The 20,794-nt window shown below is 48.5% G+C and carries 18 protein-coding genes and 1 other annotated feature; of the genes, 2 read left to right on the forward strand and 16 right to left on the reverse strand.

Going from position 1 to position 20,794, the window contains the following annotated elements; all coding sequences use genetic code 11:
• Positions 1 to 21 precede the first annotated feature (21 nt).
• From xthA to FW758_RS04865, 16 genes are all read right to left on the reverse strand, one after another.
• The gene (gene xthA, locus FW758_RS04790; RefSeq protein WP_011847158.1) at positions 22 to 834 is read right to left on the reverse strand and encodes an exodeoxyribonuclease III; all 813 of its coding nucleotides are present in this window, start codon (positions 832 to 834) and stop codon (positions 22 to 24) included.
• Positions 834 to 1,133 (reverse strand): YciI family protein, encoded by a 300-nt coding sequence (locus FW758_RS04795; RefSeq protein ID WP_006082200.1) that lies wholly within the window; start codon positions 1,131 to 1,133, stop codon positions 834 to 836. Before FW758_RS04795 ends, xthA begins: the two co-directional genes overlap by 1 nt.
• A complete protein-coding gene (locus tag FW758_RS04800) occupies positions 1,133 to 1,678 on the reverse strand; it encodes a septation protein A (protein ID WP_012587356.1) in 546 nt (181 codons plus the stop codon). The genes FW758_RS04795 and FW758_RS04800 overlap by 1 nt, the downstream gene beginning before the upstream one ends.
• Before the next feature lie 113 nt (positions 1,679 to 1,791).
• Positions 1,792 to 2,931, reverse strand: coding sequence for an IucA/IucC family C-terminal-domain containing protein (locus FW758_RS04805; protein WP_446444787.1), 1,140 nt, complete (start codon positions 2,929 to 2,931; stop codon positions 1,792 to 1,794).
• 141 nt (positions 2,932 to 3,072) lie between these two features.
• Complete coding sequence (locus FW758_RS04810; RefSeq protein ID WP_446444788.1) at positions 3,073 to 5,316, reverse strand: TonB-dependent siderophore receptor; 2,244 nt, start codon at positions 5,314 to 5,316, stop codon at positions 3,073 to 3,075.
• A gap of 95 nt (positions 5,317 to 5,411) precedes the next feature.
• The gene (locus FW758_RS04815) at positions 5,412 to 7,340 is read right to left on the reverse strand and encodes an IucA/IucC family protein (RefSeq protein ID WP_446444789.1); all 1,929 of its coding nucleotides are present in this window, start codon (positions 7,338 to 7,340) and stop codon (positions 5,412 to 5,414) included.
• A gap of 9 nt (positions 7,341 to 7,349) precedes the next feature.
• Positions 7,350 to 8,030 (reverse strand): GNAT family N-acetyltransferase, encoded by a 681-nt coding sequence (locus tag FW758_RS04820; RefSeq protein WP_446444790.1) that lies wholly within the window; start codon positions 8,028 to 8,030, stop codon positions 7,350 to 7,352.
• Complete coding sequence (locus FW758_RS04825; protein WP_446444791.1) at positions 8,030 to 9,535, reverse strand: lysine N(6)-hydroxylase/L-ornithine N(5)-oxygenase family protein; 1,506 nt, start codon at positions 9,533 to 9,535, stop codon at positions 8,030 to 8,032. Before FW758_RS04825 ends, FW758_RS04820 begins: the two co-directional genes overlap by 1 nt.
• Before the next feature lie 855 nt (positions 9,536 to 10,390).
• Positions 10,391 to 10,675, reverse strand: a complete 285-nt coding sequence (locus tag FW758_RS04830) for a DUF2798 domain-containing protein (RefSeq protein ID WP_115334330.1) — start codon at positions 10,673 to 10,675, stop codon at positions 10,391 to 10,393.
• A gap of 250 nt (positions 10,676 to 10,925) precedes the next feature.
• On the reverse strand, positions 10,926 to 11,336 hold the full coding sequence (locus FW758_RS04835) for a glycerate kinase (protein WP_413473244.1): 411 nt from the start codon (positions 11,334 to 11,336) through the stop codon (positions 10,926 to 10,928).
• A 375-nt stretch (positions 11,337 to 11,711) separates the two neighbouring features.
• The gene (gene trpA, locus FW758_RS04840) at positions 11,712 to 12,548 is read right to left on the reverse strand and encodes a tryptophan synthase subunit alpha (RefSeq protein ID WP_115334332.1); all 837 of its coding nucleotides are present in this window, start codon (positions 12,546 to 12,548) and stop codon (positions 11,712 to 11,714) included.
• Between the two features lie 5 nt (positions 12,549 to 12,553).
• Positions 12,554 to 13,744, reverse strand: coding sequence for a tryptophan synthase subunit beta (trpB, locus tag FW758_RS04845; RefSeq protein WP_115334333.1), 1,191 nt, complete (start codon positions 13,742 to 13,744; stop codon positions 12,554 to 12,556).
• Positions 13,745 to 13,932: 188 nt separating this feature from the next.
• The gene (trpCF, locus tag FW758_RS04850; RefSeq protein ID WP_446444792.1) at positions 13,933 to 15,420 is read right to left on the reverse strand and encodes a bifunctional indole-3-glycerol-phosphate synthase TrpC/phosphoribosylanthranilate isomerase TrpF; all 1,488 of its coding nucleotides are present in this window, start codon (positions 15,418 to 15,420) and stop codon (positions 13,933 to 13,935) included.
• Positions 15,421 to 15,424: 4 nt separating this feature from the next.
• The gene (trpD, locus tag FW758_RS04855; protein ID WP_115334335.1) at positions 15,425 to 16,498 is read right to left on the reverse strand and encodes an anthranilate phosphoribosyltransferase; all 1,074 of its coding nucleotides are present in this window, start codon (positions 16,496 to 16,498) and stop codon (positions 15,425 to 15,427) included.
• A complete protein-coding gene (locus FW758_RS04860) occupies positions 16,495 to 17,097 on the reverse strand; it encodes an aminodeoxychorismate/anthranilate synthase component II (RefSeq protein ID WP_446444793.1) in 603 nt (200 codons plus the stop codon). The genes trpD and FW758_RS04860 overlap by 4 nt, the downstream gene beginning before the upstream one ends.
• A 9-nt stretch (positions 17,098 to 17,106) precedes the next feature.
• Positions 17,107 to 18,801, reverse strand: a complete 1,695-nt coding sequence (locus tag FW758_RS04865; RefSeq protein WP_446444794.1) for an anthranilate synthase component 1 — start codon at positions 18,799 to 18,801, stop codon at positions 17,107 to 17,109.
• Between the two features lie 98 nt (positions 18,802 to 18,899).
• Positions 18,900 to 19,007, reverse strand: a sequence feature (Trp leader region).
• 210 nt (positions 19,008 to 19,217) lie between these two features.
• Between FW758_RS04865 and rnm the strand changes: the two genes are divergently transcribed.
• Both rnm and FW758_RS04875 read left to right on the forward strand, forming a co-directional pair.
• A complete protein-coding gene (gene rnm, locus FW758_RS04870; RefSeq protein ID WP_041411197.1) occupies positions 19,218 to 20,078 on the forward strand; it encodes an RNase RNM in 861 nt (286 codons plus the stop codon).
• Positions 20,075 to 20,695: an L-threonylcarbamoyladenylate synthase gene (locus FW758_RS04875; RefSeq protein WP_006082184.1), complete on the forward strand. Its 621-nt coding sequence runs from the start codon at positions 20,075 to 20,077 to the stop codon at positions 20,693 to 20,695. The genes rnm and FW758_RS04875 overlap by 4 nt, the downstream gene beginning before the upstream one ends.
• The last annotated feature ends 99 nt before the right edge of the window (positions 20,696 to 20,794 follow it).

Here is a 20,794-nt window from a genome sequence, read left to right on the forward strand (position 1 = left end):
AGATGGTTAATCCCTAGCGGATTAGGCCTCTTTGAACGTGCTCCAAATGGGCGCGTGGTCTGAGGGTTTATCTATGCCGCGAAGATCGTAATCGACATCGGATTCGACTAAACGTGCTGCCAGTGAAGGTGTTGCTAAAATCACATCAATACGCAGGCCGCGGTTGTCATCGAAACCTTTGCTGCGGTAATCGAACCAAGAATAACGTTCGATGCGCTCTGGGTGTAATTGACGGAAAGTGTCGACTAAACCCCAGTCTTGCAAGGTTTTTAACCACTCACGCTCTTCCGGTTGGAAGCTACATTTACCCGTTTTCAGCCATCGCTTACGATTGACTTCACCAATACCTATGTCTAAATCGGTCGGCGAAATATTGATATCACCTATGATGGCGATATCTTCATCGTTGCTGTGATTTGTCTGCAAGTAGTGCATTAAGTCCTGATAAAACTTACGTTTAGCAGGATATTTTGTTGGGTGGTCTATGCTTTCGCCCTGGGGGAAATAGCCGTTGAATACGGTTAACGGACGACCATTCGCTTGGGCAAAAGTGCCGATAATCATGCGGCGCTGGGCATCTTCGTCATCGGTTGGAAAACCTTTTTGCAGCTTTTCTGGCGCGACTTTAGACAACATAGCAACGCCATAGTGGGCCTTGCCGCCGTGGTAATGCACTTGATATCCCATGGCTTCGACGTCGGCTAATGGAAACGCTTCGTCGTGCACTTTGGTTTCTTGCAGGCCGATAATGTCGGGCTGGTGGCTGTCGATTAAGGCTTGTAATTGATGCAAGCGCGCGCGCAGACCATTGATGTTAAAGGACACTATTTTCATTAGGGCAGGACTCGTTTGAAAGGTTTAACGACCACGCTTTTATACACGCCCGCTTCGATATAAGGATCGGCATCGGCCCAGTGTTTTGCTGCCACTAAGGATTCAAAATCGGCGACAACCAGTGAACCACTAAAGCCAGCATCACCTGGGTTTTCGCTGTCAATGGCTGGATGTGGGCCAGCGATCAGTAAACGACCTTCATCGGCGAGGGCTTGCAGGCGAGCTAAATGGGCAGGGCGAGCGGCTAAACGTTTTTCTAAACTGTTCTCAAAATCTTGAGCTGAAATCATATACCACATTATTTGAGTTCCTTGCGTTGATCTTCGGGAAGGTGTTTATAAAGATAAAATACGGTCAGGACAGTATTAATTAAGGTTAAAGCGGTTAAACCAAACACTTTAAAATTGACCCACGTTTCTAATGGTAAACTAAAGGCGACATAGATATTGACTAGGCCACAGCTGGCGAAGAAGACGACCCAATACCAAGTTACGCGAGCCCAAATCTTGTCTTCTACTTGCATTTCTTTGCCTAACATCGACTTTAATATCGATTTATTGAGCAATTGGCTGACACCTAAGGCGATAGCAAACAAACTATAGATAATGGTCACTTTCCACTTGATAAAAGAATCATCGTGAAACACTAAAGTGAGTGTGCCAAACACTGTCACCATAGCAAAGGTGATTAAGTGCATCTTTTCAAGTTTCTTATATAGCGCATAGGTCACGATCAATTGAAGCGCGGTGGCTGCGATCAATGCGCCGCTGGCGATATAAATATCGAAAAATTTATAAACGGCAAAAAAGATGACGAGGGGCAGGAAATCAAGCAGTTGTTTCATAAATAATCATGTTAAAGAGACATGGGCTTGAGTGTAGCATGTGCAACATAAGGGCAAAAGCACCATGGGCCTAGGATTGCGATCTTGCCCATTAAATGGGTTTCATGGGCAAGTTAGACTTGTGCTTGTTTGGCGGCGTTTGTCTTAGCGTTAGGGCGACTTAGTAGTGGGCAATCGTGGCATTGGCCAGTGTTGGCGAGTTGATACCTTAAGCAGCAAGTACGGCGAATGCAGTGGATTTTGGGGCTCGTTGAGCTCGATGCTGTACTCGTTACTATTCTCGCAACTGTATTCGGTGTTGCGCTGTCTCGCTCTGGTTCGTTGAGTAAGTTAATGCTGTTATACAGCGGATTTGTGCTGCCATCTAAAAAGGTCGTGCGGCGAAACAGGGCTTGTTTTAGTTGCTGGCTGTACTGCTCGGTAAGTCCCAGTTCCCCAAGATACCAGTGGATAAGATAGCCTAAGTGGCTCCAATATAACTTGGCGGGTACAGGGCTCAGAGTGAGCAGGCGCTCAACACTCGGCTGCAGTAAGTTTAAGATAAAACCTTGTAGGACAAGTTCTTTATCAACTGGCGGCTTATATGGGCTTAATGGCGAGTGCACCTCAGTGTCTATCTTGATACTTGGCTTAGTGTTGGTTTGGGAAAGTGGCTCGATGCCGTGATGTTTTTTAAAGGTCAAAGCGGTATTTGGCTGGTGTTTTGCGATGTTAAATTCAAATTTGGCCACTCGGCCACTGGCATGTAGCTGCATAAACACGGACCGTGGCTGCCAGTGAACAGACTCGAATGCGGCTTTTGGGGCGTTGAAAATCCATTCCATCATAGGCGGAACTAAGAGACCGAAATACCATTGGCCCCAAAGTGAATGCAGCGCTTTGCGAGTGTCTTTTCGATTGGCCTCTGCGTTTTTACTGACCAAGGCGCTTTTACTGGCGAAAGCGGGCGCTCGGCTGGTTGCAGCTGTTTTATCCGTCTCGGTTTCGTTTTCGGTTTTAGTTTCACTCTGAGTTTCGGCGCTAGGATGTGCGATGGCAAAACGCGCTAGCAGTGTTTGATAGGTATCGGCACGGCTCCATTCATCGAAACTGAGTCCCGTGGGTGAGGTCGTTGCGCTAAGGTGCTCGCCATAGAAGGGCGCCCGCTGATGTAACAGCTGATTGAGTGTCAAAATGGTTTGATTCAAAGCGTCTTGGCTTGGCGAGGTATCGCGTAATAGTTGCAGTCTGGTGTCTCCCCGTTGGCTTGCCATAGTGACTCCTTAATGGCTGTAATTCATTGCCGCTGTGATTGATAAGCCCCGCTATTATTGATAAGTCCAATAGATGAGGACCTTGTGAGCCCAAGATTTAGGCTCACAAGGGTTTTCGAACTATCTCAATAAAGGTCTGACTTAGAAGCGATAGTCCAAGGTTAAGCTGGCACTGCGCGGTGTACCGTATTGGAACTGGCTGTATTGACCGACTTGGCTGTAGTAGGTTTTATCTAAGGCGTTGTGCAGGTTGGCGCTGAGCTTAAGTTGCTCGGTGAAGGCGTAACTTGCCATCAAACTTGCCAGTGCATAGGAGCCTTGCTCGACTTCGACTCTAATCTTGTCTATACCATTGCCTACCGGTTTATCAGCCTCTTGGTAGACGCGGCTCTGCCAGTTAACCCCTGCACCAATTTGCAATTTATGCCAATCACCACCAAAGGTATAAGTGGTGAAGAGTTTTAACTGCTGACGTGGTGATGTGGTATTGATGCGCTCGCCCTTAGGATCTTCGGTGGTGAACTGGGTGTAGCCTAAGTAAACATTCCAGTCATCAGTGATTTTACCTGTTGATTCAAATTCGAATCCCTGTGTTTTTGTACCGTTTACGCCTTCATACACTTGTGTTGTGGTACCAGGGATCACATTGCCAGTGCTGATTCCAAGATTGTCTTGCCTGATCTCAAACACCGATAGCGACATATCTAAAGCCTCATCGAACAGGCTCGCCTTAATCCCACCTTCGTAGTTTTTCCCTTTGACCGGATCTAGATAGCTTTTATCGATTCTTTGTTTAGTTTGCGGCGCAAAAATGTCGGTATAGCTGGCATAAAGCGAATATTGCTCGGTCAGAGCGTATGTGAGGCCGAAGTAAGTGGTGAGTTCGTTGCTGATGTTGAAATTGTATAGGCTTTTAAAGTTATCTTGGTCGGTTTCCCACTCATTGAGGCGTAATCCGACGAGGATTGCTAAAGCGTCGCTGAGATTTAGCTGCGTCGCCACATAGGCGGCACTCTGCTTGGTTTCGCCAGATGAGCCAATGTCTGAGGTATCTTGCCATTGAGGTTTAGGGTACTGGAAGTTCGGATCGCGAAAATCTCCCAGTGGTGGCGCCTTTACTGTGGGATTATAGTAGGGATTGGCGAACTCTTGGCGTTGGCCATTCCAGCCAAACATCAATTGATGTTCCTGACCAAAGAGCTGGAATTGTCCTTCGGCGCGCAAATCCACATTGTGTTGGGTGCGACTGCCGTCGACATAGGCAATAGAGCCTGCTGTTGCGCCGATATTGGTTACAGGATCGGGATAGCCTGTGGCCCATAGCACATCGAACTCCAATGAGTTGTCGCCATAGGTGTAAGTCCCTTTTAGGTTCCAGCCATTATCAAATCTGTGCTCGAGACTCGCAAAGGTGTTGAGGCCTTGGGTATGCGCCGAGCCCCAATCGGGCGCTGTTGAAGTGGCGCGATCATAGTTAGTGCGGCTACCGTCACTGTAAAAAAGTGGTAAACCGCCCGACATAGTGCCGCTCGGTGTGGCATCTTGGTAATCGACACCAAGGGTGAATAAGGTGCTATCGCCAATATCGGTTTCGACTATGCCGTATAGCGTAGTGCGCTGTTGCTCGTATCTGTCTTGGAACGAATCCTTATCCTGATAGGCGGCTACTACGCGACCGCGCACCGACCCTGAGTCATTTAAGCCGCTCGAAAGATCGACCATACCGCGCACATTATTCCATGAGCCCACACTTACCGATGTGCTGCCCATAAACTCTTGAGTTGGGCGCTTACGGATAAGGTTAATGGCCGCCGATGGATTACCGGCTCCCGTCATGAGTCCCGTCGCGCCGCGTACCACTTCAACTCGTTCATAGATGGCGGTGTCGATGAGATTATCCCCATAGTTGAAGCGGGTATCGTAGGTGGTTGGCACGCCATCGTACAGTATGCTGGTCACGGCAATGCCGCGGGCACTAATACTGTATCTGTCATTATCCATTGGGCGGGCATTGATCCCGGCAACGCTGGTCATGGCATCAATCACGCTATTAAGCTGTTGATCGTTCATCATTTGACGGGTGATAGACGTGACCGACTGCGGCGTTTCTAAATAGGATAAATCGAGCCCTGTCGCTGTGTTCATCGCTTGGGTTTTATAGCGATTGTCGTGTAAATCCTTAGCGCCAATGACATTGATGATTTCAATCTCTTTTTGGTGCTTCTTGGTTTTACCATCCGCATCCACAGTGTCTGCTACGGCATGGGGCACACTGGCTAACATGGCTGAGCACAGCAATAGCTTTGGGTTAACGATGGCTTGTCTGCAGACGAGTGCGATGCTGGAGAGAGGGAAAGTCTTCATAATGGTGATCTTTAATTCCATTTAGGTTGGGGTTAAATAAAGCGGGCCAACAAGTGGCCCACACAAACGTTTCGTCAAGTTTCAATAAGTGTCGGGTCTATTCGCTATATTGCGCGTTAACATGTTTTCGACTCAGCGCTGCCAAGTTTGGGGCGCTTAAAGGCATGGCTTTGCCTAAAGGCCGCCAAGGGATTATCGATACCGCCGGCGAAGCGCAGGTTTTTCTCCCTGTCGGCGAGGTCTATCATTTGTTGGTTGTTATTCAATTGGATACGATTGAGGCAGGTGCGTACAAAGCTGTCCTTAAACAGATCGTATTGGGCAAACTTGGCGGCCAAATGTGGATGTTGAGCTTGGTAGTCACGTACATTGTCCGCCACTAATTCCCAGAATTGGTTTTCACTGACGCTGGTTTGCTCATCGATCAGCGGTGCTAAATAGCGGAAAATACAGTCAAAAATATCCAGTAAGATGTAGTTAAGCTTCATCTCTTCCTCAAGGCTTACCGCAAGGCGTTTTACATCATCAGGCAGCGGCGAGGTGCCATTGAGTACCGCGACTTCTTCGCCTATGTCTTTCATTAAAATCTTGACCGGCACATATTCATCCAGCACTAAGATCAGGTTTTCACCATGGGGCATAAAGACCAGATCGTAGGCAAAAAACGCGTGCAATAAGGGCGATAAATACAAGTTGAGGTAACGGTTCAGCCAGTCTTTGGCAGGCAAGCCTGAGGCCGTTATCAAGGCCGAAATCAGCGCTTTATCTTCATGATCCGTGTGCAGCAGGGCGGCCATGGTCATCAGATTTTGCTTAGGCGCAATGTGCGGCAGTGGGCTTTCGCGCCATAGGGCAGAGAGCATTTTTTTGTAGGCGCTGTCTTGGGTGAGCGCCTGCTCGTAATAATGGTGGTGGTAACCTATGGCGGCAATTTCTTTAAGGATCACAAACCCTTGCTGAGTAAAGTAAGGGTCGCTCTCAACCAAGTTCGCCACCCACGCATTGATTTGCGGTGTGCAGCTCATGTATAGGGGCGACAGGCCGCGCATAAAGCCCATGTTTAAGATGGAAAGCGCGGTTTTGACATAGCACTTTTGTGGCGATGAAAGACTGAAGAAAGTGCGTATCGATTGCTGTACTTGGTACTGTTCGCTGCCTTCGCCAAGATAAACCAGATCGCCACGGGCGATGTCGCCGGCAAAGACGCGGGCGATTTTTTCGCGCCACTGCCAAGGATGCACAGGCATAAAGTAGAAGTCCTGCGGATCATGCTGCTGGGTTTTAAGACGTTGTTGGAAGTCAGTGAACTGCTGGCCAAGCTCCTCCTTGAGTAACGCGTCGTGACTCAAGTTTTCGAGGGCGGCAAACGTGGTTTTGCTCTTGCGCACGCCAAGCCAGACTAACTGCATCTGCATCGCGCTTTCTGGGGCAAATTGACGGTAATCCTGCATATCAAAGCCAATCCGTGCGTTATTGGCAATAAACACCGGATGGCCTTCAGTCATACCTGCTTCTATGCTCTGATAATCGGCTCGCGCCAGCGTGGCAGCGGGAATCGCCTGATGCGCTAACTTGTACGCCTTGCTGTAGAGGGTGCTAGTGATTTCCTCTAAATACGTGGGCAGTAAGGTTTCGCTGATCCCTAAGTCATTTTTAAGGGAAATGATCAGCGACATCGCATCGAGGGCTTGCTCTTGACCTGCGACTGAAACGCGGATGGAATCTGCATCGATAGCAAGATGATCGAGCTGATAGTGCCGCGCACTAAAATAGTAAGTGCTGTCTTTGAGCCTGAGTTCATAGTGGTTAAGCCTCGCCTTTTGCCCGTATAGGGTCGGCGTGATGATTTTCTCGTGGGTGAATTCGCAGAGAATTTTCTTCACTAAATGCCGATTAGCCGCTTGCCAATAGGCGGGGGTCAAGTGCTCCGGCATAGAAGTTGATGTTGACGACAGCGCAGGATTGAGTTGAGCCGCCGCTGCGTGAGTTGGATGATCCTGCGTTGTCAATGGATCCATTAGTAAGGCTTTTGTGGGTAAGTTCATCTAGTTCACCTAAAGAGTCAATAATGTCATGGGAGAGGTTACGGGCGCCGCGAGCGAGCTTGGCAGCACTGAGCTTGTCTGGGCTAAGCCCGTCGAAGAGGGCGTGTTCGATGCCAGCTGGCGATCGGCCGCAGTGCAAAATCCGAGGTAAGCTGCTTTAGTACTTAATTGAATCGCTTTTTCATAGCGAATGCCCACTCGGCTATTTAAGCGATGAATTTTGCCATTGAGTTGATCGGGTTCAACCACAAGGCGGCTAAAGGCCAATTTTTCAAGCACAAGCTGCGCTATCGCATCCATCACTTTGAAAGATAAGCCGCTGATTGGGCAGCCATCGGGCGGCGCGATAATCAGGTGCATACCGCAATCCCCCTTCGCAACAGGATAGTGGTGACCGATTTCATCGTGGGCGGGATCGTAGAGCTCCACCATAAAGAGCGCTTTGCCCTGCCACTCACCTATCAAGGCAAACTTGTGCTGCGTGGCTGTCATAAGGTTTTCTATGGCGGCGAGACTCAAGCCTTGCATGCCCCAAAACTGCGCGTACTCTTGGTTAAACCAAGACTGGAGTGTTGGTGTGTCTTGCTTAAGATCTAACGCTCTGAACTGGAAACCATTGATGCTTGTCATCGCTGATAGCTGCGTTAAACATAGCTGCGTTAAACAATGATCACAGAAATGACTCGCCATTATTGCGCCTCCTTGTTTGGCGCCATCAAGACCGACATCTTGGTTCCCGCGCCTGCGCTCATACTCGAAGTCGGCGTTTGGCTTGGGTAGAGATGCGGCGATGCATCAGCGGTATTGCTGTGCGGCGACGTCTTAGGGAAATGTTTAGGGTTAAGATTCAGTGTGTTAATTGCATTGCTGCCGCAGGGCTGATGATTGGCAAGTTTGGCCGGATCGAAGGTTTGAAAGGCGATGTGTTCTTCGATGTGGTAGGGCGCATAACCAAGCACGGCTTTTAAGATGATGCCGTTGCGATAACAGCCCATTCCCAGATCCGGGGAACTTATTCCATGGGTATGTAAACCGACATTTTGGACAAAAATATCCCCGCGAATATCTATGCTGTAGTCGCGTTGTACCGCAAGTTGTCCCGCATCATCGAACTCGATCTGTTGCTTTATCTCTTTGATAAATTCAGGTAAACGGTAGTGATAGCCAGTGCCTAACACCACTGCACCCGTGGTTTGGCTCAAAGGGGTATTTTGCTCTTGATGCTGGAAATGTAACTTGAGTGCATCTGGATCAGTTTGAATACGGGTTAACGCCACATTGGTCATCAATTGGCACTGGAAATCCGCAATCAAGCGCTTTTGATATAACAAGTCATAGATGTCGTTGATAAGCTCGGCATTAATGCCCTTGTAGAGCGATTTTTGACTGGCGATCAAAGCACAGCGTTTTTCCGGTGCTAATTCGTGGAAGTAATCGACATAATCTGGTGAGGTCATCTCCAACGTCAGCTTAGTGTATTCCAAGGGATAGAAACGTGCTGACCGTGTCATCCAATTCAGTTGATAGCCATAGGTATCAATGTCTTGTAGTAGATCGTAAAACACTTCAGCCGCGCTTTGGCCACTGCCAATCACAGTGATGGCACTCTGACTCTGCAGGTAGGTTTTTTGCTGCATATAGCTGGCGGTATGCATGACCCGCGCATCTTGAATGGGGGAATCCTTTGGCAGATAAGGCTCTGTTCCTGTGCCCAACACTAGTTTTCGGCATTGATAGGTATGGGTTTTGCCACTGCGTCTATCAAAACCTGTGACTCGATAAATCCCTTCACCGGCGTTGTAATCCACTTGAGTGACCTTAAAACCAAATTTAAGGTTGCTGAGTTGTTGGCTCACCCATTGGCAGTACAAGTTGTATTCGTGGCGGGGTAAAAAGAAATTTTCGCGAATGTAAAAGGGATAGAGTCTGCCCGTTTGCTTGGCAAAATTAAGGTAACTGTAACGGCTGGTGGGATCGGCCATAGTCACCAGATCCGACATAAAGGGGGTTTGCAGTCTTGAGGATTTGAGTAGCATGCCCGGATGCCAGTCAAAGCTGGTTTTAGCATCTAAAAATAAACAGTTAAAGCCGTCGATAGGTTCTGATAAGGCGGCGAGGCCAAGATTGAATGGACCAATGCCTATACCGAGTAGATCAAAAATTTCGCGATCCATTTCCCTTTGCTGTGTAGTCACTTACGTCTCCTTTGGCAGCATGTTGTTGCGTGTTGCCGATCCAGTAATCAGTTACCTAAGGACGTAAACCAAGTTAATGCGGCTGTCAAAATAGCCTGTTTGGCTATCTATTTTGCTGTGGTTAATTCGCTATGTTTAGCGCAGTCCTTAGGCTATTTCCCTGCTGTCTCTGTCCCGACAACGGCGAGTAAATTAGCACGTGAAAATATTCAAATGCAAATCATTCTCATTTGGGTGGTGGTGTGAAATAGTACTTTTAACTTACGGATAAGCGGGCTGAGTACGGTTAATGACGTATGTGACGGCAAGATAATTGACTGGCAAAAAGGCTAAAATTAAGGGGCGTATAATCGGGGAGATTACGAGCATCTTGACTTTTAAGGCTATAAATACAAGTGGTTATATCGATATTTGTGTTGGTTTATTAATCGAGGGGAATTGATTTAGATTGCGGTAATGTCGGCTGAGTCCAATGGGGATAGGTGCCGCTAAACAGTCAGTGTAAATCCATTGTAAAGCGCAGGTTGGAGCCTCGCTGAAGGCGCTGGGTAAATGAGTCGGGTGTGGGTTAAGTTTAAATGCATTGGCTCAGATACATTGGCCCAGATGTATTGGCTCTGATAAATGAGTTTAGAGGCATTGCCCCAGGTGTATTCGCTTAGCTTGGTATTTTCTCAGAGAGCTATTCGCTTAAAACTGCTATTGGCTGGAGCTGTAAATAGGACGGTTATCTCGGCATGGATAGCGGCTGTGCGCGTTTATTAAGGGCATGAACTTAAGCTAAAGCCGTCCTAAGACGGCTTTGAAATGTGGCTGTTAACTCAGAATGCAAGTTCGAAAGGCTAAATCGTAAAGCTAGCGTAAATCGACAAAGTGTCCGGTAATTTTACGCACTAATGGCAACACCATCAGCAGTGTCGGGAAGGCGACCACCCATGAGATCAGCCAAGCACCGAGCCAGAGTTCGATAAACTGCGGTGAAGCGCCAACGCCATTGAAAGTACTGATCCCAGAAACGATACAACTCATTAGAATAGAAAGAAAAAATGGCATTACAACCGTGGCGTACTTGGCTGGTAATTTAGGCGTGCCCAAAAAATTACGAGGTTTGTCATCGGGCAAAGATTTAGAAATAGTCATCGGATCCTCTATTGGAAATTCATCAGGCGAATGATTTATCACAGGCTAACACTGTCAATTCCGCTATCGACTTCATTTGCTTTCCCAATTGGGTTCAATAGCGGAAGCAAGGTATTTAAGCGATTGATGAAGTTTAGCCCGCGCGGCGACATTCTAGGTATTGCACCGATAAAGCGCAATCATTAAAGCCCAATCATTAAAGCCAAAGCTAGCCTATCTGTACGTTCACAGTTAGCGCAGGGATCAACTCTCAATTCATTCCATTTGTTACCCAAAGCTCGCCCGTCACATTGACCCAGTGACCGAGCGAAATAGGGGATTTGCCAAGTTCATTATCAAAGGGGAGTGCAAGGTTTGAGTGCGACAGGTAAATCGTATCTTCGGGTGTTTGGCTGATGTCGACGATTTGTCCTGAAGTTTCAAAGTTCAATTGAATTGGTAGGCGTGGAGCTTGCTCAATGATGTCAACTTGAACACTTGCTAGTTGGCCGAGTAATTCAACCGTCACCCATTGGTTAACCGGAAAGCGCATTCTTGCCTTTTGAGCGCTGCCTTGGTAATAAAACCAAATCGGCGCGCCATTGTCGCATTTACCTGCGACTTCACCTTCAACACCATTGCCACATGGAGTTAGCTCGAGTATATAGATCCGATACTGCATATAAAGTCCATTTCATTTCGATACTGACATGCTACCGAGGAACTGTGACTAAATAACTGCGACTAAATAACCGCTAAGCTATCAGTTTGATTTCTTGTCACGGTAGGGGGAGGCGTGATTGTTGATAAAGATAAGAGCCGTAAGAGAACACCAACAGTGAGGTGAGCAAGGCAGGGTAAACATAGGAGTCGGTCAATCTAAAGCAAAATAAGTGAGGCTGCGAATGTGCCCCACTTATTCTGTTGATTTTTCTCTTTCATCGCGTCTTAAGCACTAGCGATTCAGGCTAGCGATTTAGGCTATCAATTTAAATCAGTGACTTAGTTTATCAATTTCAATCAGTAATTTATCTCAGAGATTGAAATCTTGATTAACTTAGGTCGCCGCTTTCATGGCGCGAGTAAAATCGCCAAGTGTCGCCAGTAGCTTAGCTTCATCGTGCTGGTGGGTTTCGATGATCTTCACAACGGCAGAGCCAGAAATGGCCCCTGCTGCGCCTGCTTTGATTGCGGCGGTTACTTGAGCGGGTTCGGCAATGCCAAAGCCGAGTAGCGGTGGCGGCGCGTTAAAAGTTTTCAATTTGGATAGAATTTCTTCCACCGGAACGCCAGCTTTAGTGTCTGTGCCTGTCACCCCTGCGCGGGATAAGAGATAGGTGTAACCTTCGCCGCTGGCGCTAACCAGTGCAAGGGTTTCACTGTCGGCATTGGGCGGCGCGATAAAAATTGGCGCAATACCATGGGCTTTAGCCGCTTCGCTAAAGGGCGCCGATTCTTCCACGGGTACGTCGGCAATAAGCACTGAATCCACACCCGCTTGCTGCGCTTTGGCGTAAAACGCATCTATGCCATTAGCAAACACCAAGTTCGCATACAGCAGCAAACCGATTGGCAGTTCAGGATATTTAGCACGCACTTGCGCCAGTAATTCAAAACACGCCGTTGGAGTCGTGCCCGCCGCTAAAGAACGCAGGTTAGCACCTTGGATCACAGGGCCATCGGCCAAGGGATCGGAAAACGGAAAGCCCAGTTCTAAGGCATCGGCACCGTTTTGCACTAAGGTATCGATAATTTTCAGCGATAACTCAGGGCTAGGATCACCAAGAGTGACGAAGGGGACAAAAGCACCACGGCCTTCGGCTTTGAGTTTGGCAAAGGTGGCTTGGTAACGGGCCGCTTGGTAAAGGCCTGGGTTAGTCAATGTATCACTCATGTTCGTTATACCTCTTTACCATTCAAAATGTCAGAAACGGTGAAAATATCTTTGTCGCCACGACCGGAAAGATTGACCACTAAAATGGTTTCCTTAGTGCACTCGCGCGCCATTTTCACTGCATAGGCGATAGCATGGGCCGATTCCAATGCGGGGATAATCCCTTCACAGCGAGCCAGTTGTTGGAAGGCTTCTAGCGCTTCATCGTCGGTAGCCGATTCATAACGGGCGCGGCCTGTGGCATTAAGATGCGCATGCTGCGGGCCAACGGATGGGAAGTCCAATCCAGCTGAAATTGAGTAGGATTCTTCGATTTGGCCTTCGCTATCTTGCATCAAAGGCGCTTTCATACCGAAGAAAATACCTGTCTTACCGTGTTTAAGCGGCGCGCCGTGCATTGGTGTGTCTATGCCTTTACCCGCAGGTTCGACGCCAATCAGTTCGACACTCGGCTCGTCAATAAAGTCAGCAAACATGCCGATAGCGTTAGAGCCGCCACCCACACAGGCGATAACCGCATCGGGCAGACGACCTTCACGTTCCAGTATTTGCTTCTTGGTTTCTTCGCCAATAATGCGTTGAAATTCACGCACTATGGTTGGGAACGGATGTGGCCCCGCAGCTGTGCCGAGCAAATAGTGGGCCTTTTCGTAGCTGCCAGACCAGTCGCGCATCGCTTCGTTACAGGCATCTTTTAAGGTGGCAGAACCTGAGGTGACAGGAATGACTTCCGCGCCCATCAAACGCATTCTAAATACGTTAGGTGATTGGCGCGCAACGTCTTTCGCGCCCATATAGACTTTACATTTCAAGCCTAATAGCGCACAGGCAAGGGCGGTGGCAACGCCGTGTTGTCCTGCGCCAGTTTCAGCAATGATTTCCTTTTTGCCCATGCGTTTAGCAAGCAGTGCTTGGCCTAACACTTGGTTAGTTTTATGGGCGCCGCCGTGGAGTAAATCTTCTCGTTTGAGGTAGATTTTTACCATAGGATTGGGGCTTAGATTGCGGGTTAAGGTGAGCGCCGTTGGCCGACCCGCGTAGTTCTTTAGTAAATCGGTAAATTCGGCTTTAAAGTCGTCATCTTCCTGCGCTTCCACAAAGGCAGTTTCTAATTGCTTAAGGGCTGGCACTAAAATCTGTGGCACATACATGCCGCCGTATTCGCCGAAATAAGGGTTAAGCTTTAACTTTGACATACCTTTTTCCTTATCTTATCAATCAGTTTGTCAGTGGCTTCGATGGTGCTAACAGCGTTTTGGTGTTAAACGTGTTAACTGAGCCGTTATCTATTTGGTCACTGGCATTAATAGGTTCATATTTTTTGTCGAGCATCACGCTTGTCGAGCACCAACTGCATCTAGGGCTTCTTGCTTAGCGCGATAGGCTAAAGACGTAAATGGGTAAAAGCCATTTGGATAAGTTGCGCCGATTTAATCCCTGCGGCGGTTTCTAGGCCAGAATTAAAATCTAAACCGTAAAATCCTTGGGCATTGGCACTTGCCGCATTGCCTGGATTGAGTCCGCCCGCCAACATGGCATGGGCCTTTTGCTGGCCTAAGGACTTCACATCAATATTTTGCCAATTAAAGGCTTGGCCCGAGCCGCCAAATTGACCTGCCGTTTTACTATCAAAGAGATAACGCTGTGCTCCCTGAGGTATGTAACCAAGCTCACCCGTTTGCGCATCGACGCTGACGGCTTTCCAAATTTGGGTAGTGAGTCCCGCTTGCTCAAGTCGCTCGGCGAGCTGTGCGATTTCAAGTTCTGTTTCCGTGCCGTGCAGCTGTACGGCAGATAACTGCAAACTGGCGGCGATATCGGTAATAGTACTTGGCGCGGCATTAACAAACACGCCGACAAATTCAATGGCGGGGGCATCGGATGCGAGATACTCCCTGAGCAGTTGTTCTGCTGCATCAAGGGTTAAGGCGCGTGGGGATTTTTCAGCAAAAATCAGTCCGCCATAGACAGCACCTGCTGTTGCTGCGGCGCGAATATCTTCCACGCGGGTGAGGCCGCAGACTTTATTGTGACCGAAGATCAATTTACGGCAGGCCAAATCGATATCTGTCTCGGCCATAATCGAGCTGCCAACGAGGAAGCCATCAACCAGCGGACTCAGACGGCGCACTTGCTCATTGTTGTAAATGCCAGATTCGCTGATCACCACGCGGTCGCTGCCAATCTGTGGCGCCAGCGCTTCTGTGGTAGCGAGATCGGTACTCAAATCCCTTAAGTTACGGTTGTTGATGCCGATAATCGGCGCATCTAATGCGATGGCGCGCTTAAGTTCTTCTTCATTACTGACTTCGGTCAGTACATCGAGTTGATACTTAGCGGCTTCTTTCGCTAGACCTTGATATTGTTCATCATCAAGTACGGACAGCATCAACAGAATCGCATCGGCGCCTTGGTGGGCGGCGAGTTTGATTTGGTATTCGTCCACAAAAAAATCTTTGCACAGAATTGGTTGGTTGACCCGAGCGCGCACCTTAGGGATATAGTCCATATCCCCTTGGAAAAATTGCTCGTCGGTTAATACCGAAATGCCCGCCGCATATTTACCGTAAATATCGGCGATGGCTTCTACATCAAACACATCGCGGATAAGTCCTTTGGATGGACTGGCTTTTTTGCATTCTAAAATGTAACCCGCCTTGGGTGCCTTGAGTGCGGCAAATAAACTGCGGTCAGAGATTTTTGGCGACAGATTCGCCTCAGGAAAACGCAGTTTCAGGGCGGCAATATGGGCCGCTTTGGTATCGACGATACGGGTTAACACATTACTTTTTGGCATAGCGTTTGTGGCTGCCTCTGGCTGAGTACGCAGGTCTTGAGTCATTGCTGTTGGAGTCACTTCTACTTGAGACATTCGCTTATCTTCCTCTTTCTTGACCGTTGACTAGGGCTTCACCGCTGACTTTTGCGAGCTGGCTTAACAATTCAAAGGCTTTGCCGCTTTGAATGGTAGCGAGCGCAAGTAAGGTTCCGGCTTTGACTGAATCAGTAATTCCACAGACATATAAAGCACAGCCGGCATTGATGGCGACCGCATTGGCGTGTGCTTCAGTGCCACCGCCTTTTAAAATCGCCTCGGTAATCAAGGCATTCTGCGCGGGCTCGCCCCCTTCTAAGTCTGATATTTGCGCTAAAGGCACGCCTAAATCGGCGGGCGTGAGTTGATACTCTATGATGTCGCCGTCTTTTAACTCAGCAACTTGGGTGTTGCCGTGCAGCGCGACTTCATCTAAACCGCTGCCGTGCACTACCATAGCGCGTTTTGTGCCAAGCGCCTTTAATACTTTCGCTATCGGTAAGACTAACTCAGGGCTATACACGCCAAGTAACATAAACTCAGGCCTTGCAGGGTTGATAAGCGGCCCTAACACGTTGAATAAAGTGCGCGTTTTCAGTGCTTGTCTTACGGGCACCGCATGTTTTACCCCGCCATGGTAGTGGGGCGCAAACAAAAAGCACAGATTCAATGCGTCGAGGCAACGACTGGCTGTCTCTGGCGACATAGTTAAGTCGATGCCAAACTGCGCCAAAAGATCCGATGATCCTGATTTACTCGACACGCTACGATTGCCGTGTTTGGCGACCTTAGCGCCTGCCGCCGCGGCAACAAAGGCCGCAGTGGTGGAAATATTAATGGTATTAAAGCCATCGCCACCCGTGCCAACAATATCAACTATGCCATTATGAAGCGGATTGTTGTTTCGCTCAGGGTAAGGAAAAGGTTTGGCAGCGGCGCGCATGGCATCGGCAGCGCCGCTGATCTCATCAATAGTCTCTCCGCGCATTTTCAGCGCAACTAACATTCCCGCCATCGCTGCTTCACTCATCTCACCGCGAATTAACGCGCCAAAAAGTTCGGCGGTTTGCTCGCGGCTTAAACTTTTACCTTGGTATAAAACGTCGAGTAAAGGCTGAATAGGGTTGGTACTCATGCGGTTACTCCTGTTGTCATGTCTTGGGTAAGAAAGGCTAAGGTTTGAATGAGCAGTGTGCTGCCTAAGGTGGTCAGAATCGATTCTGGGTGGAACTGAAAGCCAACGGCTCTGTGCTCAGGGTGCAGAATCGCCATCGGCATAGCGTCAGTGGTTGCGATCACTTGCAAGCAATCAGGCACGTGAGTGGCAACGAGACTGTGATAACGGGCAACGGGGAGGGGAGAGGGCAAACCGGCAAATACGCCAGTGCCATCATGGAAAGTCGGGCTTGCCTTGCCATGCACCACAAAAGGCGCGTGCGCCACTGTGCCGCCGTAATATTCCACCATAGCTTGATGCCCAAGGCAGATACCCAGCATAGGCACTTTACCGGCGACTTTGGCGATAAGCGCCATCATAGAGCCTGCTTCATGGGGCGCACCAGGACCTGGCGATAACACTAGGGCTGCGGGTTCTTGTTCGTTAAGCAGTTTTTCAGCGATAAAGTCGGCGGCAACATCGTTGCGGTAAATCACCACTTCACAGCCAAGGCTGCGAAATTGATCCACTAAGTTGTAGGTAAAGGAGTCAAAGTTATCGAGTAGATAGAGTTTCATGTTTGGCTCCTATTTAGATTGTACTGAAGTGGATAGCACAAAAGTCGATTGAGCTGACGCGTCATTTACTGGCGATTCATTGACTCGCAGTCCTGCACCCATTTTGATTGCCGAAATCACGGCTTGAGCTTTTTGACGGGTTTCATCTGCCTCGCTTTGGGGATCCGAATCAAACACGACGCCCGCGCCCGCTTGAATAAAGGCGGTGCCATTTTTGACAAAGGCCGAGCGGATCACAATACAGGTGTCCATATCCCCAAGAGCATTAAGGTAACCCACAGCGCCGCCGTAGCTGCCGCGGCGGGCTTTTTCCGCTTGGCGAACCAGTTGTGATGCGCTTACTTTGGGCGCGCCAACTAAAGTACCCATATTCATACAAGCTTGATAAGCATGCAGCGCATCTAAGTCTTGGCGCAATTGACCCGTTACGCGACTGACGAGGTGCATCACGTGGGAATAACGGTCCACTTTCAATAATTCGGCGACTTTACGGCTGCCGCTTTGGCTGATGCGCGCGATATCGTTGCGAGCTAAATCGACCAACATTAAGTGTTCTGACAGTTCTTTTTTATCTAAACGCAGTTCAAGTTCAATGCGGCTGTCTAAGTCAAAATCAATCTCGCCCGTGGCGGTTTTTCCGCGTTTGCGGGTGCCGGCAATCGGGTAGACTTCGACTTGATTACTGCTGGCCTCGTACTTAAGCGCACTTTCTGGTGAAGCACCAAAAAGCGTGAAATCTTGGCCCCTGAAATAAAACATGTAAGGGCTTGGGTTAGTTAGACGCAGGGCGCGATAAGCCCCTAAGGTATTCGGGCAAGGTAAACTAAAACTACGCGATGGCACCACTTGGAAAATATCGCCCGCAATAATGTGTTCTTTCAAATCGATAACGGTTTGTTTGAACACCTCATCGGAAATATTGACTTGCTCAGTCGCGTCGATGGCGACCAGTGTCGGCACATCTGCAGGTGAATTACCGAGGGCTTTACATTGTGTGCTTAGATGCTGAACTCGCTCGCTCAGCGCTGCGGTGATGGCGGTATGCTGGGCGGAATCACGACTGAAATTATGGGTAATGATGTCGGCTTGTTTCAGTTTATGGTCGATAAGGATTAAGGTTTCTGCGAGGTAAAATAAGTAGTCAGGGCAATCGTTATCGCGGTTCGGTACGGCTGGCAGCGGTTCGACGGTATCAATCAAGTCGTAGGCCAGTACGCCACCTAAAAACAGATCCTCAAAGGCGGGTTTACTTTGGCTGTCAGTATGAGCGCCACAATCAATCTGCTGGATAAACATCCGCAGGCCATCGAGTGGCGAGGTCGATTTTAAGCGTGCATCTTCATCCTGCAGCTTAGTGTCTTTTTGCAGCGTCACCACTAAGGTCAAGTTATCACGGACTAGACTGGCACTCATATCAGCACGATCGCCGCTCGCGCTGAAGAAGGTTTCGATTGGGGCAAGTAAGCTCGCGCCATTGTCGGTCAGTGCGGTAAAGGTCAGTTGATAACCGTCGCAGCGGATCATCATGGCAGCATGGGTCATCACCATGCTTTTTAAGTGATCTTTACTGTCGATTTCGGCCGACTCCAACAACATAGTATGGGGCGCATCTTGGGTAATGTGCTGATACAAGCGCAGTGGATCGCTGTGGTAGGTTAATGCCGCCTTGAGTGTGCTTGAGCGTGCGAATGTCTGTTTGGGCATGTTCATACTCCAGCTACCTTATAAAATGTCTTTAACATCATGAGTTATCTCGCTTTCTTAATCTTGTTACCCGAGTCTGCCGACATTTTTCGCACCTAACAAAAAAGCCCGCATTTCTGCGGGCTTCTTGTTGATTCTGGTCACTTTCAAATGAGCACAGAGCTTCACACCACCCGCTAAGTTGGGAAGTGCCACCACCAAATGATGTTTAATGAAGCGTTAATGTGTGTCATTCAAAAGGGTCTCGCTAATTCAGTTATTGGTGTATAGAAAACCTTAGCTGGGGTCGAATGTCAATTGAATATTTTTCATTTTCTGCGATTTATTCACTTTAATGACGCAGAAAATTTAAGTCACACAGCCACAAAATGCGAGATAGCAGCGCATTTATTAACAAATTCACGTACAATAGCCCCATGAATACTCAAAGCATATTGGCTGATCTGCACAGCCACACGACCGCATCCGACGGTCAGTTAACTCCGTCTGAATTGGTGGCTAGAGCCCTTGAAAAGGGCGTGCAGTTATTTGCGATTACTGACCACGACACGGTAGCAGGTTTACCCGAAGCCCGTGCCTTTAATCTATCGCAAGCAGAACCATTGAAATTGATCTCTGGCGTAGAAATCTCTACTCGCTGGAACAGTTATGATATTCACATAGTTGCGCTTAACTTCGATGCGGATAATCCTGCGTTATTAGCATTTTTAGAAAACCAGCGTGAGTTACGTGAATTACGCGCTCAAGAAATTGGCCATAGATTAGCCAAGGCCGGTATTGAAGGCGCTTACGAAGGTGCCAAGGCGTTGGCGGGTGAAGCGGCATTGAGCCGTGGACATTACGCCCGTTGGATGGCTGAAAATGGTCATGCTGTGGATATGCCGAGCGTATTTAAACGCTATCTTGCCCGCGGTAAAACCGGTTATGTCCCCAATAATTGGGGTGATATGGCCAGCGCCATCGATATCATTCATAACGCGGGTGGATTAGCTGTGTTGGCGCATCCCAGTGGTTATAAGTTATCGGCAAAATGGCTTAAGCGCTTAGTGCGCGAATATAAAGAAGCGGGTGGAGATGCCATGGAAGTGGTACTTGGCCAGCAAACATTAGACGACAGGGCCAACCTTGTGGCCTTGAGCTTACAAAATCAATTGCTTGCATCGATAGGGAGTGATTTTCACTTTCCAAGTAATTGGATCGAATTAGGAAAAAATCTGTATCAGCCCCAAGGTATTGATTGGGTCTGGCAATCGGAATCTTGGGTGGAACGACCATGAGTCAGTTTTTTTATGTACATGAAGTAAATCCGCAAACACGCCTTATCAGTCAAGCTGTTGCCGCCTTAAAAGCGGGCGGTGTGATTGTTTATCCCACCGATTCGGGCTATGCCTTAGGCTGCTTGATTGGTGAGAAAGATGCGATGACGCGGATGGCGAGAATTCGTCAAATCGAGAACGATCATAACTTTTCATTGATGTGCCGCGATTTATCTGAACTTGCGACCTACGCCAAAGTGGATAATCAGGCGTATCGCATTCTAAAAAGTTGCACACCTGGGCCTTATACGTTCATTTTTAAAGCGACCAAAGAAGTGCCGCGTCGTCTGCAAAATGACAAAAAAAAGACCATAGGCATTCGCGTGCCCGACAATGTGATCGCACTGGCATTGCTTGAAGCCTTAGATGCGCCGCTGATGTCGACCAGTTTAGTGATGCCAAATGCAGAATTTGCCGAGTCTGATCCTGAACAAATTCGCGACTTGCTCGAGCATCAAGTGGATGTGATTATCCATGGCGGTTATTTAGGCGAAAAGCCGACGACAGTGATTGATATGTCTGAAGATGGCGCCGAGATTTTGCGTGAAGGCGCGGGTGATATCACGCCTTTTCTCTAAATCCAGCGCAATAGATTTATCTGTAGTGGATGCGAGTGAGCGATGCGGCGAGCGGCAGTGAACATTTGGCAGTTTTATCGCCGCAGATTTACAGGTATA

The sequence above is a fragment of the Shewanella sp. 1180_01 genome (assembly GCF_052850535.1).

Bases quoted from the DNA above. Each gene is read 5' to 3' on its own strand.
- FW758_RS04800 (WP_012587356.1), bottom strand. From the start codon at position 1,678: ATGAAACAACTGCTTGATTTCCTGCCCCTCGTCATCTTTTTTGCCGTT.
- FW758_RS04805 (WP_446444787.1), bottom strand. From the start codon at position 2,931: ATGGCAAGCCAACGGGGAGACACCAGACTGCAACTATTACGCGATACC.
- trpD (WP_115334335.1), bottom strand. From the start codon at position 16,498: ATGAGTACCAACCCTATTCAGCCTTTACTCGACGTTTTATACCAAGGT.
- FW758_RS04810 (WP_446444788.1), bottom strand. From the start codon at position 5,316: ATGGAATTAAAGATCACCATTATGAAGACTTTCCCTCTCTCCAGCATC.
- FW758_RS04865 (WP_446444794.1), bottom strand. From the start codon at position 18,801: ATGCCCAAACAGACATTCGCACGCTCAAGCACACTCAAGGCGGCATTA.
- FW758_RS04815 (WP_446444789.1), bottom strand. From the start codon at position 7,340: ATGAACTTACCCACAAAAGCCTTACTAATGGATCCATTGACAACGCAG.
- trpCF (WP_446444792.1), bottom strand. From the start codon at position 15,420: ATGTCTCAAGTAGAAGTGACTCCAACAGCAATGACTCAAGACCTGCGT.
- FW758_RS04820 (WP_446444790.1), bottom strand. From the start codon at position 8,030: ATGGCGAGTCATTTCTGTGATCATTGTTTAACGCAGCTATGTTTAACG.
- rnm (WP_041411197.1), top strand. From the start codon at position 19,218: ATGAATACTCAAAGCATATTGGCTGATCTGCACAGCCACACGACCGCA.
- trpB (WP_115334333.1), bottom strand. From the start codon at position 13,744: ATGTCAAAGTTAAAGCTTAACCCTTATTTCGGCGAATACGGCGGCATG.
- FW758_RS04795 (WP_006082200.1), bottom strand. From the start codon at position 1,133: ATGTGGTATATGATTTCAGCTCAAGATTTTGAGAACAGTTTAGAAAAA.
- xthA (WP_011847158.1), bottom strand. From the start codon at position 834: ATGAAAATAGTGTCCTTTAACATCAATGGTCTGCGCGCGCGCTTGCAT.
- FW758_RS04830 (WP_115334330.1), bottom strand. From the start codon at position 10,675: ATGACTATTTCTAAATCTTTGCCCGATGACAAACCTCGTAATTTTTTG.
- FW758_RS04835 (WP_413473244.1), bottom strand. From the start codon at position 11,336: ATGCAGTATCGGATCTATATACTCGAGCTAACTCCATGTGGCAATGGT.
- trpA (WP_115334332.1), bottom strand. From the start codon at position 12,548: ATGAGTGATACATTGACTAACCCAGGCCTTTACCAAGCGGCCCGTTAC.
- FW758_RS04875 (WP_006082184.1), top strand. From the start codon at position 20,075: ATGAGTCAGTTTTTTTATGTACATGAAGTAAATCCGCAAACACGCCTT.
- FW758_RS04860 (WP_446444793.1), bottom strand. From the start codon at position 17,097: ATGAAACTCTATCTACTCGATAACTTTGACTCCTTTACCTACAACTTA.